This is a genomic window from Jiella flava, from assembly GCF_017349315.1.
GTDB lineage: Bacteria > Pseudomonadota > Alphaproteobacteria > Rhizobiales > Rhizobiaceae > Jiella > Jiella flava.
In genome coordinates this window covers 1-14357 of record NZ_JAFMPP010000021.1, presented here as the reverse complement: position 1 = coordinate 14357, position 14357 = coordinate 1, and the positions used below count along the sequence as shown (strand labels likewise).

Sequence of the window (14357 nt, the reverse complement as noted above, 5' to 3'; positions counted from 1 at the left end):
TTGCTCATGGCGCAGCGGCTCGGCAGCCGATGGTCTCACACTGCCTCGATCGCCGCCAGCACGTCGTCGTCGATGACGATGCCTTCGGCCTCCGCCTTGCGGCGCGCCTGAAGGCCGCGGCGGCCCGGAATGCGGGTGCCCGGGTCGGCGGCGATCGCGTCAGCCAGCGCGGTCAGACGCTTGAGCGTATTCGCACCGCCGATCGCCGCCGGGTCCATCACCAGCAGGAACTGGCCGAGCCCCGGCGGATCGCCCTGATCGTCAAACAGCGAACTGGCCTCGTAGGCGTAATTCGCGCCGGTCAGCCCGGCCGCCAGCATCTCCACCATCAGCGCCAGCGCCGCGCCCTTGGCGTCGCCCATCGGCACCATCGTGCCGGCCATCGCGGCGGTCGGATCGGTGGTCGGCTGGCCGTCCTTGTCGAGCGCCCAGCCCTCGGGGATCGACGCTCCCTTCTGCTTGGCGGCCATGACCTTGCCGCGGGCGATCTTTGACAAAGAGAGATCGATGACCAGCGGATCGGCGCCCTCGAGCGGCGCGGCAAAGGCGATCGGGTTGGTGCCGAACAGCGGCTTGGTGCCCCCCCAGGCGGCCATCGCCCCCGGCGCATTCGCCACCATCATCGCCACCAGTCCTTTTTCGGCAAAACGCTCGGCGGTCAACGCCAAGACGCCGGCGTGGTGCGAACGACGGATGGCGGCCACTGCGACACCGGTCTTGGCAACGATCGCCGGCATGTGCTCGACCGCCAGATCGAAGGCCGGAAAGGCAAAGCCGTTGGCGGCATCCACCGCCAGCACCGCGCTGCGCGGCCGATCGAGGGCGGGCGTGGCAAACCCGTCGACCTTGCCGACCTTGGACTGGGCCGAATAGGCGGTGACGCGGCGGAGGCCATGCCCCCCCTGACCTGCCGCTTCAGCCGCGACCAGCGCGTGGGCGACCGAAGCGGCCTGCGCCGGCCCGGCTTTGGCGCGGCCCATGGCCTCGGCGACAAGGCGCTCGGCCTCGCCAATCGAAAGAGTGGTCGTCACGCGCTCTTCTCCAGATGATTGAGAACGTTTTCGGCGGTGACGCGGCTGACCCGAACATTCGATTCCACCGTCACGCCGGCGATATGCGGCGTCAGGATCAGATTGCTCAGGCCGGCAAATTTCGCGCCCGCCTCGGCGGTCAGCGGCTCGGTCTCGAAGACGTCGAGCGCCGCGCCGCCGAGAGTCTTGGCCGTCAGGGCATCGGCCAGCGCCGCTTCGTCGACGACACCGCCCCGCGCGGTGTTGATCAAGATCGCCGTGTCCTTCATGGACGCGATCGCGGCGGCATCGATCATGTGCCGGGTCTGGTCGGTCAGCGGGACATGCAGGCTGACGACGTCGCTGGTCGCCAGCAACTCCGCCAGCTCCATCCGCCGGCAATCGGCCCAGGCCGCATCGTCGGCGGCGAGAAACGGGTCGAAGGCGGCGATCTCAAAACCGAAGACGCGGGCGCGCTTGGCAACCTGCCGGGCAATCGCCCCATAGCCGACCAGACCGAGGCGCTTGTCCATGCCCTCGCCGCCCATCAGCGCCCCGCGCGGCCACGCGCCGGAGGCGACCGCCGCCGACGAAGCATAAGATCCGCGCAGAAGCGACAGCGCCGTCGTCAGCACATATTCGGCCACGGCCACGTCGTTGGCGCCAGTCGCCGGATAGACCGCGACGTCGCGAGCGCGGCAAGCTGCAAGATCGATATTGTCGAGGCCGACGCCGAGCCGGCCGACGCAGACGAGAGTTTCGGCCTGATCGAGCAGCGCCGCGGTCACCTTTGTGCGGTTGCGCACGACGATCGCGCGCGCGCCCTTCACCGCGGCTGCCAGATCGTTCGGCCGGTCGACGAGGCCGGGATCGTAGACCGTGTCGTGGCGGGCGCTGATCATGCCGACCGCCGCCTCGTCCATGAATTCGCTGATGACGACCTCGGCCATCGATGCCTCCTGTCGGGGAAAGAAAATGATCCGGCCCATCCGGCAAGAATGCGGCGATGCCCGGACGACAAAAAAGCCGGCATCCGAACGCGCGGATGCCGGCCTGGACGCAAGGCCGATCAGGCGCTGCGATAGAGCTTGGTCATGACGAATTCGCGGTGACCCAGCGCCTCGGCGGCGGTGTGGCGGCCATTGGCGGTGCGCATGATCATCTCGATCAGCGCGTCGCCGGCCTGATCGATGGTCATGTCGCGCCGTAGGATGCCGGTCACGTCAACGTCGATATGCTCCGACATGGTGCGCAGCGTGCGCGGATTGGCGGAGATCTTGACCACCGGCACGATCGGGTTGCCGATGACGTTGCCCTGTCCGGTCGGGAAGGTGTGGATGACATAGCCGGCGGCCGCCATCAGCGTCACGCATTCGGCAGCAGCGGACGAGCTGTCCATGAAATAGAGGCCCTTGCCCTTTTGCGGGGCCTCGGCCGGCTCGAGAATGTCGATGAACTTGCACTCGCGGCCGATCTTCTCGAGATTGCCGAGAGCCTTCTCCTCGATGGTGGTCAGACCGCCCTCGATATTGCCCTTGGTCGGCTGGCTCTCGGACAGATCATTAGTCGCATGGGCGAAGATGACGTCGTCCTGATAGGCCTTCCACATCTTATACCAGCGCTCGCCGACCTCAGCGTCGATGGCGCGCTCCTTGCAGATGTGCTCGGCGCCGGTGATCTCGGAGGTCTCGCCGAAAACGCCGTAGATGCCTTCGGGGATCAGCTTGTCATACATGTTGCCGACGGTCGGGCACGAGCCGAGGCCGGTGGTGGTGTCGGACTCGCCGCATTTGGTCGAGATCCACAGCTCGGAAACGTCGCATTCGACCTTCTGCAGCTCGGTCGCCCACTGGACGAACTGCTGGGCCTTGCGCGAGACGTCCATGATCGTCTTCAGATCGCCATTCTGCTCGATCGAGAAGGCGGCCACCGGCTTGCCGGTCGCGGCGATGCCGTCGGCGATCTTCTGGGTCCAGCCGGGCTCGATGCCGACGACGATGCAGGCGGCGACGTTCGGATTGGCGCCGGTGCCGATCATGGTGCGGAAGTGCAGATCGAGGTCGGCGCCAAATTGCAGCCGGCCATAGGCATGCGGCAGCGCCAGCGTGCCCTTGATGTTGTTGGCGACCGCTTCGCAGCAGGCGTTGGAGATATCGTCGACGGGCAGGATGACGACGTGGTTGCGCACGCCAACGCGGCCGTTTTCACGGCGATAGCCCATGAACTTGCGATTGGTGTTGATCGGCATGAGGAGACTTTCTGAAACGGGGTCGGTTCACCTGGTGGGCGCGGCGCCAGCGCCTCGAAACAAGGGCGCGTGGCCGGCACTCACCAGCGGTTGGTCTTCAGATTGTGGACATGGACGTGACCGCCCTTCTTCACATCGGCCTTGAAGCGGCCGATGTCCTCGCCGTACTTTACCGCCACATCGCCGTTGGCGATGTCCTTCAGCGCGACCTTGTGGCCGATCGGAACATCATCGTTGCAGGTCAGGCGGAACGACGAGTTGTCGGCCGTGACAACGCAGAGCATCTCGGTGCCGGCCGACAGATTTTCGACGACGACGACGCCGACATTGTCCTTGTGGTCGTGGACGAGGAGCTGTGGATGCTCGCTCATGGGCTGTTCTCCCTCAAAATGGCTGACACGGCGACGTCGCGCAGGGCGCACTCGCGTTGATGAAAGACCGGGGTTGCAAACCGGCTGCGGGCCCCTGCGCGGCTGCGGATCGAAAACCCGAGCCATTCATTTGCGCCGCAGTCTTATATAAGATATAAATTAGATCTCATTTGCCCTGTCAAGCCTGCTGTGCTGGAATGACGATAGACCCATCGAGACACTCATGAGCCAGACCAAACAGGGCCTCGCCTTCACGCCGCTTTATCGCCAGGTCCGCGACATGTTGGTGCAGCGGCTGATCGATGGCGCATGGACGCCGGGTTCGATGATCCCTAGCGAATTCCAGCTCGCCGCCGAACTCGGCGTCAGCCAAGGCACGGTGCGCAAAGCGCTGGACGCGATGACGGCGGAGCATCTTCTGGTGCGTCGGCAGGGTCGCGGGACGTTTGTCGCCCTGCCGGAGGAAAGCCGGATCCTCTTCCAGTTTTTCCGTCTGATCGCCGATGACGGCACGCGGATCTTCCCCGAAAGCCGGGTGATGGACAGGCAGCTGGCGCCCGCCAGTGCCGACGAACGCGCCTTGCTGGGGCTTGGAATCGATGAGGCCGTCTGGCGAATCGACCGCGTTCGCAGCCTCGGCGGCACGCCGGTGATTTCGGAGCAGATCACCCTGCCCGCCATCCGGTTCGAAGGGTTGGCCGCGATGGAGACGATCCCCAACAACGTCTATGCGCTCTATTCGGAGCACTTCGGCATCACCATCGGCAAAGCGACCGAGAAGCTGAAGGCCGGCGCAGCGGATGCCCGAACGGCCGCGCGGCTTGGCTGTACCGCCGGCGATCCGTTGCTCGTGATCGAGCGTCTGGCAACCGCCCTCGACGATACGCCGGTCGAGCATCGGGTGTCCTACTGCCGAACCGCCAACTTTCACTACCGCCTGGACCTTTGAGACCGGCCGTTCGAGTGACGATCGGGCGCGTCGCCGCATCGTCTGGACACTGCCTCCCTTCGTTGCATTTACGAGGACCGGGTTGTCATCCATACAAGGACGGCCTCGCCATGGCAGGCTCGCGGCTGACGAAGGAGGAGACACGCCGATGCTCGATATCATCCAGCAGTTGGAAGACCGCCGCAGCGAAGCGCGCCTCGGCGGCGGCGAAACCCGCATCGCCGCCCAGCACGGCAAGGGCAAGCTGACGGCGCGCGAGCGCCTCGACGCGCTTCTGGATACCGGCTCCTTCGAGGAATACGACACCTTCAAGACCCATCGATGCACCGATTTCGGCATGGAGACGCAACGGATCCCCGGCGACGGCGTCGTGACCGGCTGGGGCACCATCGAAGGCCGGCCGGTCTATGTCTTCTCACAGGATTTCACCGTCTTCGGCGGCTCGCTGTCAGAGACCCATGCCGAGAAGATCTGCAAGATCATGGATCTTGCTGTCCAGAACGGCGTCCCGCTGATCGGCCTCAACGATTCCGGCGGCGCCCGCATCCAGGAAGGCGTGGCCTCGCTCGGCGGCTATGCCGAGGTGTTCTGGCGCAACGTTCAGGCGTCCGGCGTCATCCCGCAGATCTCGGTGATCATGGGCCCCTGCGCCGGCGGCGCGGTCTATTCCCCGGCGATGACCGACTTCGTCTACATGGTCCGCGACACCAGCTATATGTTCGTCACCGGCCCGGATGTGGTGAAGACGGTCACCGGCGAGGTGGTCACGGCGGAGGAGCTAGGCGGCGCCGGCACCCATTCGAAGAAGAGCTCGGTCGCCGACGGTGCCTTCGAAAACGACGTCGAGGCGCTCGCCGAAATGCGCCGGCTCTTCGCTTTTCTGCCGCTGTCGAGCCGCGAGACGCCGCCGGTCTACGAGACGTTTGACGATCCGGCCCGCATCGAGCCGTCCCTCGACACCCTCGTACCGAACAATCCGAACAAGCCTTATGACATGGGCGAGCTGATCGAGAAGCTCGCCGACGAAGGCGACGTTCTCGAGATCCAGAAAGACTTCGCGCCCAACATCGTCACCGCCTTCGTCCGGCTGAACGGCTCCAGCGTCGGCGTCGTCGCCAACCAGCCGATGGTGCTCGCCGGCTGCCTCGATATCGATGCGGCGCGCAAAGCAGCGCGCTTCGTCCGCTTCTGCGACGCCTTCAACATTCCGATTCTCACCCTTGTCGACGTCCCGGGCTTTCTGCCCGGCGTCTCGCAGGAACTCGGCGGGATCATCAAGCACGGCGCAAAGCTGCTCTTTGCCTATGCCGAGGCGACGGTCCCGAAAGTCACGGTGATCACCCGCAAGGCCTATGGCGGCGCCTATGATGTGATGGCGTCGAAACACATTCGCGCGGACGTCAACTACGCCTGGCCGAGCGCTCAGATCGCGGTGATGGGCGCCAAGGGCGCATCCGAGATCATCCACCGCAAGGACGCGGGCGACGCCGACCGGCTGGCCCAGCATACCAAAGAGTATGAAGACCGCTTCACCAACCCCTTCATCGCCGCCCAACGCGGTTTCATCGACGAGGTGATCATGCCGCATTCGACCCGGCGCCGGATCATCCGCGCCTTCGAGATGCTGAAGACCAAATCCGTCGCCACGCCGCGGCGCAAACATGACAACATTCCGCTCTGAGGCCGATTTCGTGAACGCGCCGTCACCGGTCCCAATTCGACGGCGACCCAATATGTCTGAGCGGGCGGTGCGCCGCATCGCCCGAGAATTGAAACTTTTGAAGGTCGATCACCGATGAGCGACGACAACAAATTTCCGCCGGAAAACAACCTGCCGGCCGGCTACGTCCCACCCAAGGTCTGGGAATACGAGCCAGGCAACGGCGGTCAGTTCGCCTCGATCAACCGGCCGACGGCCGGCGCCCGCGACGAACAGGAGCTGCCGGTCGGCAAGCATCCGCTGCAGCTCTATTCGCTCGGCACGCCGAACGGCCAAAAGGTCACGATCATGCTGGAGGAGCTCCTCGCCGCCGGCCATGCCGAGGCCGAATACGACGCCTGGCTGATCCGCATCGACAAGGGCCAGCAGTTCGGCTCCGGCTTCGTCTCGGTCAATCCCAATTCGAAGATCCCGGCGCTGATGGATCACAAGCCGAAGGACGGCGGCGCGCCGCTACGGGTCTTTGAATCCGGCTCGATCCTGAGCTATCTCGCCGAAAAATTTGGCGCCTTCCTGCCTAGTGATCTGCGCGGCCGCACCGAGGCGATGAACTGGCTCTATTGGCAGATGGGCTCGGCGCCTTTTGTCGGCGGCGGCTTCGGCCATTTCTACGCCTATGCGCCGATCAAGATCCAATATGCCATCGATCGCTACGCCATGGAGACGAAGCGGCAAATGGACGTGCTCGACCGGCATCTGAAGGATCACGAATATCTCGCCGGCAGTGCCTATTCGATCGCCGACATGGCCGTCTGGCCCTGGTATGGTCGCCTCGCCAGTCACGATGCCTATGGCGATGCCGGCACTTTCCTGTCGGTCGAGGACTACGCCAACGTCCAGCGATGGACCAAGCAGGTCGGCGCGCGCGCCGCGGTCAAGCGCGGCGCGATGGTCAATTCGCTGACCGGTGATCCGGCGACCCAGCTGCACGAGCGTCACGATGCCTCGGACTTCGAAACGAAGACTGAGGACAAGATCGGCGACAAAGCCTGATAAAAAGCGTCCCCGGCTGACCGCGGGCGCGCTCGGCGCCAGGTGGTCTGCCGGGGAGGGAAGAGATGACCGGACCACACCGACCGCCAAACGGATCGACATGGAAAAGACTGTCGCCTTGACGCATTCTGATCGGGAGCCGACCACAGCGGACGGACGATCCCGTGCCAAAAGTTCTGCTCTGGAAAGGTCACCGCTTCCATTTCTATTCGAAAGACGTCGGCGAGCCGCCCCACATCCACGTCCTCAAAACGGCAAACACTTGAAGGTCTGGCTGAAAGAGATGCGCATCGCGCGAGTGGCAGGCTTCGCAGACCATGAGGTCAATGCCATCCTCAAGGTCGTCGCCGACAACAGACAGCGCTTTTTGGAGGCTTGGCATGATCATTTTGGAGATTGGTGACCGTCAACTTCTCGTCTGCGACGTCGCGGTGACGGACAACATGATCGTCTTCACGATGGCGGACGGACGGAAAATCGAAGCGCCGCTGTGGTGGTATCCGCCCCTCGCCACAGCCAGTCCCGCAGAGCGCCGCGACTGGCAGATCCTCCCCTTCGGCGATGCCGTCGGATGGGAAGCCATCGACGAATATATCAGCGCCAAGGCGCTGATCGTCGGGGGCGCTGCCCCCAGAGCCACCCCGCCCGCAGAGGCCGCCGCATAATGCCGAAACTTCCCGACATGACCAAGCATCGCGGCTTCCCCTCGGGGCTGCCGGGAACGGGTTTTCAGTTCACCATCCGCCGCGCCAATCCCAAGGGCGCGACCAAGATCATCGAGCGCAAGCGCTTCCACGATCGCACCGCGACGGAAAAGCTCGCCGACGCCGCCTTTCTGCACGCCCTGTGGCATATGTTCGGCGAGGAGCCGTTCGAGCGCGGCAATCTCGATGCCGGCCGCATCTCATGGCTATTCAATCGCGAGATCGTGCCGGCCGAAAAGCCTTTCGATCCAGCCTCTTACGAGGCGCTCTTGATGATCGACGAAGCGGTGGCGCGCGACAGCTATCCGGAAGCCTTTCAGAACGTTCTGGACGTCTGATCGCCGGCGGCGGGTCTTTTCCGCGGCGGTCCAACAATGACAACAGCGGGGAGCCGGCGCCGCCCCGCGCAAGGGAGGGACGAGACGGTGTTCAAGAAGATCCTCATCGCCAATCGCGGCGAGATCGCCTGCCGGGTCATGAAGACCGCCAAGCGTATGGGCATCGCAACGGTCGCGGTCTATTCGGACGCCGACACGGACGCGCTGCACGTCGCCATGGCCGATGAAGCCGTCCATATCGGCCCGCCGCAAGCCGCACAATCCTATCTCCTCGCCGACACGATCCTCAAAGCCTGCCAGGACACCGGCGCCGAAGCGGTCCATCCGGGCTATGGCTTCCTCTCCGAAAACGCCGCCTTCTGCGCAAAGCTCGAGGCTGCCGGCATCACCTTTATCGGCCCGAAGCCGCGGGCGATCGAGGCGATGGGCGACAAGATCACCTCAAAGAAGATCGCTGCCGAAGCCGGTGTCTCGACCGTGCCCGGCCATATGGACCTGATTGACGACGCCGAGGACGCCGTCCGGATCGCCCGCAAAATCGGCTATCCGGTGATGATCAAGGCCTCGGCCGGCGGCGGCGGTAAAGGCATGCGCATCGCATGGAACGATGCCGAGGCGTGCGACGGCTTCGAGCGCTCCCGCTCCGAAGCCAAGAGTTCCTTCGGCGACGATCGGATCTTCATCGAAAAATTCGTCGAGGAACCGCGGCACATCGAGATTCAGGTGCTCGCCGACAGCTTCGGCCATTGCGTCTCTTTAAACGAGCGCGAATGCTCGATCCAGCGCCGCAATCAGAAGGTCGTGGAAGAGGCGCCGTCGGCCTTTCTCGATACCGCCACCCGCAAGGCGATGGGCGAGCAATCCGTCGCCCTCGCCAAGGCCGTGGAGTATCAAAGCGCCGGCACGGTCGAGTTCATCGTCGACAAGAACCGGAACTTCTACTTCCTTGAGATGAACACCCGACTGCAGGTCGAACACCCGGTGACCGAGCTGATCACCGGGGTCGATCTCGTCGAGCAGATGATCCGCATCGCCCATGGCGAGGCGCTGCCCTTCACGCAGGACGATGTGACGATCGACGGCTGGGCGATCGAAAGCCGCATCTATGCCGAGGATCCCTATCGCAACTTCCTGCCCTCGATCGGCCGGCTGAAGCGTTATCGCCCCCCCGCCGAGGGGCCGCTCGACGGCAGTCCGGCAACCGGCGACGGTCCCGCCGGCCGCGCCATCGGCGGCGGTCGAGCAATCATCCGCAACGACACCGGCGTTGCGGAAGGGTCCGAGATCTCGATGTTCTACGACCCGATGATCGCCAAGCTCTGCACGTGGGGAGACAGCCGCGCGGCCGCCACCGACGCGATGGCGAGCGCGCTCGACCAGTTCCGCCTCGACGGCATCGGCCACAACGTGCCCTTCGTCGCGGCGATCATGCAGCATCCGCGCTGGCGCTCCGGCGAGATCTCGACTGGCTTCATCGCCGAGGAATATCCCGGCGGCTTTCAGGGCGCCGTCGCGGGCGACGCGCTGACAGCGCGCCTTGCCGCAGCCGCCGTCGTGCTCTCGGCGCGGAGTGAGCGTTGCCTCGCCTCTGGCGAGGCGACCCTTGGCGCCAACCTCGGGCTGATCCGCGACGACATCCGGCGCATCGTCTTCATCGGCGAGCAACGCCTCCCCGTCGAGTGCAGGGGCGATCGCGTCACCGTCGGCGGCGTCGATCTTGGTCCTGTCGCCACGCATTGGCGGCGCGGCGAACCGCTGGCGCATGTCGGCGTCGGCGACGACGCTTTGACGATTCGGGTCGAGCCGATCACCAACGGTTTCCGGCTCCGCCTCAGGGGCATTGCGATCGAGGCGAAGGTCTATCAGCCGCATGTCGCCAAGCTCGCCGAGCTGATGCCGATCAAAAAGGCCCCGGACACCTCGAACCTACTCTTGTGCCCGATGCCGGGTGTCGTCGTCTCGATCGCCGTTTCGCCCGGCGACACGGTGGAAGCCGGCCAGGCGCTTGCCGTCGTCGAGGCGATGAAGATGGAAAACGTCTTGCGCGCCGAGAACAAAGCGGTGGTCAAATCCATTCCTGTGGCAGAGGGCGACAGCCTCACCGTCGACGCGGTCATCATGGAGTTCGAACAATGAGCGCGGACCATCCCCCCGATTGGCTCGACATCGCCTCCCAAGAGCTGAAGGGGCGCCCGGTCGAGGAGCTGACCTGGCAAACGCCGGAAGGCATCGCCATCAAGCCCGTCTACGGCCCGGGCGACCTGCCGGAGGCCGCTGCGAGCGCCCTGCCCGGCGTCGCGCCGTTCACCCGCGGCCCGCGCGCGACGATGTATGCCGGCCAGCCCTGGACGATCCGGCAATATGCCGGTTTCTCGACGGCCGAAGAATCCAATGCCTTCTACCGGCGCAATCTGGCCGCCGGGCAGAAGGGCCTCTCGGTCGCTTTCGATCTCGCCACCCATCGCGGCTATGATTCCGACCACCCGCGAGTCGCCGGCGACGTCGGCAAAGCGGGCGTCGCGATCGACAGCGTCGAGGATATGAAGATCCTCTTCGACGGTATTCCACTCGATCAGATGAGCGTGTCGATGACCATGAACGGCGCGATCATCCCGGTGCTGGCGATGTTCATCGTCGCAGCAGAGGAACAGGGCGTCGACAAGGCCAAGCTGACCGGAACCGTTCAGAACGATATTCTGAAGGAGTTCATGGTCCGCAACACCTATATCTATCCGCCCGAGCCCTCGATGCGCATCGTCGCCGACATCATCGGCTACACGGCGGCCGAGATGCCGCGCTTCAATTCGATCTCGATCTCCGGCTACCACATGCAGGAAGCCGGCGCGACGCTCGCCCAGGAGCTCGCCTATACGCTTGCCGACGGCATGGACTATGTGCGTGCGGCGATGGCGCGGGGCCTTGACGTCGACGCCTTTGCCGGCCGCCTCTCCTTCTTCTTCTGCATCGGCATGAACTTCTTCATGGAGGTCGCCAAGCTTCGCGCCGCGCGGCAGATATGGGCAAAGATCATGACCGATTTCGGCGCCACCTCGGATCGCTCCAAGATGCTGCGTACCCATTGCCAGACCTCGGGCGTCTCCTTGACCGAACAGGACCCGATGAACAACATCGTGCGGACCGCCTATGAGGCGCTGTCGGCGGTGCTTGGCGGCACCCAATCGCTGCACACCAACTCCTTCGACGAAGCGATCGCGCTGCCGACCGACACCTCCGCCCGCATCGCCCGCAACACCCAGCTGATCCTCTCCCATGAGACCGGCGTGACCAAAGTCGTCGACCCGCTCGGCGGCTCCTATTACGTCGAGGCGCTGACCAGAGATCTCGCCGACAAGGCCTGGGCCTTGATCAAGGAAATCGAGGCGGCCGGCGGCATGACCAAGGCCGTCGCCGACGGCCTGCCGAAGCGCCGCATCGAAGAAGCTGCGGCATTGCGCCAAGCACGCATCGACAAGGGCGAGGACGTCGTCGTCGGCGTCAATCGGTTCCGCCTCGAGGAAGAGGCGCCGATCGAAATCCTGAAAATCGACACCGCCACCGTTCGTCGTTCGCAGATTGCCCGGCTCGAAGCCGTGCGGCGCAGCCGCAGCCAGAATGCCTGCGAGGCCGCACTCGCGGCGCTGCGGGCCTGTACGGCGGCAAGCCACGGCAATCTCCTCGAGACCGCCATCGCCGCGGCCCGGGCGCGCGCCACCCTCGGCGAAATCTCGCAAGCGATGGAGGATGGGTTCGGCGGCCGGCACGAGCCCTCGACCTCACTGATTTCCGGGGTCTTTGCCGCCGCCCATACCGACGACCCGGAGTTTCGCACGATCCGCGAACGGATCGCCGACCATGGCGCGGCCAAGGGCCGGAAGCCCTCGATCCTCGTTGCCAAGCTCGGTCAGGACGGACACGACCGCGGCTCGAAGGTGATCGCGACCGCCTTTGCCGATCTCGGCTTCGACGTGTGTTTGGGCCCGCTGTTCGAAACGCCGGCCGAAATCGCCAAGCTGGCGGATGAGCGCAATGTCGATCTCGTCGGCATCTCGTCTCACACGGCCGGCCATTTGACGCTGGTGCCGGAGCTGATCGACAAGCTTGCCGAGATCGGCCGGCGCGACATCCAGGTGATCTGCGGCGGCGTCATTCCGGCGGAGGACTACGCAGCCCTCTATAATGCCGGCGTCGCCGAGATTTTCGGCCCCGGCACGAATGTGCTCGAAGCCGCGATGGCCGTTCTCGGCGTGCTCGAAGGGCGCCGCCGCAACAGCCGGGACGGCGAACGCCTGCCGGCCTGATCGTGGCTCAGGGGCGGCGGAACGCGCTCATCCAGCCGAGGCTGTCCTCCGTCGCCCCGGCCGGCCGGTATTCGGCGCCGAAGGGCCCGGCATAGCCCAGGTCCTGCAGCGCCGGCAGCAGCCGATCGAAAGCGACCTCCCCGGCATTCGGCACGCCGCGATCCGGCACGCCGGCGAACTGCACATGGCCGATCATCTGCAAATGAGCGGCAAAGCGCCGGAAAAGATCGCCGCCGGTGATCTGCTGATGATAGCAGTCGAACAGGATTTTCAGCTCGGGCCGCGCCAGACGCTCGATGATCGAAACCGCCATATCGAGCCCGATCAGATAATAGCCCGGCGCATCCTGCGGATTGAGCGGCTCAATCAGCACCGTCATCCCATGGGGCGCGGCGCACTCGCAGGCGAAGGCGAGATTGGCCTCGAAGGTGCGGGCCGCCGCCTCTCCCGCCGCTCGTCCGGCGAGAACATGAACCGACGCCGCGCCGATCGTCTGCCCATAGGCGATCGCCGCGCTTATCGCCGCCCGCGCCTCGATCTCCCGGCCCGGCACCGCCGCCAATCCGAAGTCGTCATCGCGGCTGCCGCGTCCTGTGTTGAGGCTGACCATCGACAGCCCGGTCTCAACGAGCGCCGCTCGGACCGCGCCGGGATCGACATCGTAGGGCCAATGACATTCGACGGCATCGAACCCCGCCGCACGCGCCGCCCGAATGGCCTCGGGCAACGGCTGGTCGGCGAATAAGAAGCCGAGATTGGCGGACAAGCGCAGGACCACGGATTTCCCCTTCGCATTTTGACCGGGCGCCCTCATCGCCGGCAACGCCGATCGCCGTCACACCGCAGGCAGGCCGCCATCGCCGTCATCACCCGAAAATAACGCTTCGAGCCGCCCTTCAAGCACGCCCCCGTCTCGCCGTTTCGATCGTCAAGCCAGCGCTTTTGCCGCCGTCATCGCGGTTATATAAAGCCACCGCGCGCCGGCCGCCAAAGCTGTCGCCAAGCCGATGGAAACCCCATCGCAGGGGCTTGCGCAAATCAACCGGATAAGCCTAGAAGGGCGCGACGGAGAGGTGGCCGAGTGGTCGAAGGCGCTCCCCTGCTAAGGGAGTATACCGGAGACGGTATCGAGGGTTCGAATCCCTTCCTCTCCGCCACTTCAGTCTGTGTACGACCCGGAGACATGGGTAACAGATTGTCCCTAGGACATGGGTGACAGTCTCGTGCCGAACGGACTGTCGATGGTCTGCAGGGGTCTCTGTTCCCGGTCGATATATCCGAGATCATGGCTCATAAAGCTGGCGATCCCCATGCCGCCGTCGATTTTCTTGATATCCAGCCTCTGGGCGGCCATCGCGGTGAAAGGCCGATCGTCGATGAGATCGACTGAACGCGGCCCACTGCAACGCGTGCTCGCTGCGATTGATCCGAAACCATTCGAACCGCACGCATGCGGACGTTGGGAAGCAATCAGAACCTCTCGTCGTCATCGCTCCAGCCTCTGATAAGTGGGAGCCTCCGGCACACCCGGCGCGGTTCCGTTCGGAGTCGTCACTCATGAGCTTTGCGAACAACCTCCTGATGAAATAACGGTTGGAATGGCCTGCTGCCGGTTTCGTGGACACCGAGATAAGGTGTTTAACGGAACTGGAGAGTTGGAATGCAGAGAAGGAAGTTCAGCCGCGAGTTCAAGCTTGAGACAGTGAGGCTGGTGAAGGATCGGGGC

General features: G+C 64.6%; 13 protein-coding genes, 1 tRNA gene and 1 pseudogene. 9 read left to right on the top strand and 6 right to left on the bottom strand.

What is annotated here, in order from left to right; all coding sequences use genetic code 11:
* Positions 1–35 precede the first annotated feature (35 nt).
* The 4 genes from J1C48_RS17710 to J1C48_RS17695 all read right to left on the bottom strand — a co-directional run bounded on the left by J1C48_RS17710 (position 36) and on the right by J1C48_RS17695 (position 3629).
* Positions 36–1031 (bottom strand): Ldh family oxidoreductase, encoded by a 996-nt coding sequence (locus J1C48_RS17710; protein WP_207259336.1) that lies wholly within the window; start codon positions 1029–1031, stop codon positions 36–38.
* Positions 1028–1960 (bottom strand): hydroxyacid dehydrogenase, encoded by a 933-nt coding sequence (locus tag J1C48_RS17705; protein WP_207259335.1) that lies wholly within the window; start codon positions 1958–1960, stop codon positions 1028–1030. The genes J1C48_RS17710 and J1C48_RS17705 overlap by 4 nt, the downstream gene beginning before the upstream one ends.
* A 119-nt stretch (positions 1961–2079) precedes the next feature.
* Positions 2080–3258: a UxaA family hydrolase gene (locus J1C48_RS17700; RefSeq protein WP_207259334.1), complete on the bottom strand. Its 1179-nt coding sequence runs from the start codon at positions 3256–3258 to the stop codon at positions 2080–2082.
* 80 nt (positions 3259–3338) lie between these two features.
* Positions 3339–3629, bottom strand: a complete 291-nt coding sequence (locus J1C48_RS17695) for a UxaA family hydrolase (protein WP_207259333.1) — start codon at positions 3627–3629, stop codon at positions 3339–3341.
* Positions 3630–3852: 223 nt separating this feature from the next.
* On the opposite strand from J1C48_RS17695, the gene J1C48_RS17690 reads away from it, so the two are divergent.
* The 8 genes from J1C48_RS17690 to scpA all read left to right on the top strand — a co-directional run bounded on the left by J1C48_RS17690 (position 3853) and on the right by scpA (position 12631).
* A complete protein-coding gene (locus tag J1C48_RS17690; protein WP_207259332.1) occupies positions 3853–4578 on the top strand; it encodes a GntR family transcriptional regulator in 726 nt (241 codons plus the stop codon).
* A gap of 148 nt (positions 4579–4726) precedes the next feature.
* Positions 4727–6259 (top strand): acyl-CoA carboxylase subunit beta, encoded by a 1533-nt coding sequence (locus J1C48_RS17685; protein ID WP_207259331.1) that lies wholly within the window; start codon positions 4727–4729, stop codon positions 6257–6259.
* 114 nt (positions 6260–6373) lie between these two features.
* Positions 6374–7291, top strand: a complete 918-nt coding sequence (yghU, locus tag J1C48_RS17680; protein WP_207259330.1) for a glutathione-dependent disulfide-bond oxidoreductase — start codon at positions 6374–6376, stop codon at positions 7289–7291.
* A 262-nt stretch (positions 7292–7553) separates the two neighbouring features.
* Positions 7554–7694, top strand: coding sequence for a DUF4160 domain-containing protein (locus J1C48_RS19040; protein ID WP_231081883.1), 141 nt, complete (start codon positions 7554–7556; stop codon positions 7692–7694).
* Entirely contained in the window at positions 7672–7956 is a 285-nt protein-coding gene (locus J1C48_RS17670; protein WP_207259329.1) for a DUF2442 domain-containing protein, read from the top strand. The genes J1C48_RS19040 and J1C48_RS17670 overlap by 23 nt, the downstream gene beginning before the upstream one ends.
* Positions 7956–8333 carry a hypothetical protein gene (locus J1C48_RS17665; RefSeq protein ID WP_207259328.1) on the top strand — a complete coding sequence of 126 codons (378 nt, stop codon included), beginning with the start codon at positions 7956–7958 and terminating at the stop codon, positions 8331–8333. Before J1C48_RS17670 ends, J1C48_RS17665 begins: the two co-directional genes overlap by 1 nt.
* A gap of 87 nt (positions 8334–8420) precedes the next feature.
* Positions 8421–10469, top strand: a complete 2049-nt coding sequence (locus J1C48_RS17660) for an ATP-binding protein (RefSeq protein ID WP_207259327.1) — start codon at positions 8421–8423, stop codon at positions 10467–10469.
* Positions 10466–12631, top strand: a complete 2166-nt coding sequence (gene scpA / locus J1C48_RS17655; RefSeq protein WP_207259326.1) for a methylmalonyl-CoA mutase — start codon at positions 10466–10468, stop codon at positions 12629–12631. Before J1C48_RS17660 ends, scpA begins: the two co-directional genes overlap by 4 nt.
* Positions 12632–12638: 7 nt before the next feature.
* Here the strand turns inward: scpA and J1C48_RS17650 are convergent, their stop codons facing one another.
* Positions 12639–13409: a hydroxypyruvate isomerase family protein gene (locus tag J1C48_RS17650; RefSeq protein ID WP_343217709.1), complete on the bottom strand. Its 771-nt coding sequence runs from the start codon at positions 13407–13409 to the stop codon at positions 12639–12641.
* Between the two features lie 289 nt (positions 13410–13698).
* Here J1C48_RS17650 and J1C48_RS17645 point away from each other — a divergent pair.
* Positions 13699–13788 (top strand) — tRNA-Ser (locus J1C48_RS17645).
* 44 nt (positions 13789–13832) lie between these two features.
* Here the strand turns inward: J1C48_RS17645 and J1C48_RS19310 are convergent.
* Positions 13833–13991: pseudogene (locus J1C48_RS19310) on the bottom strand (transposase); the annotation flags it as partial.
* Between the last annotated feature and the right edge of the window lie 366 nt (positions 13992–14357).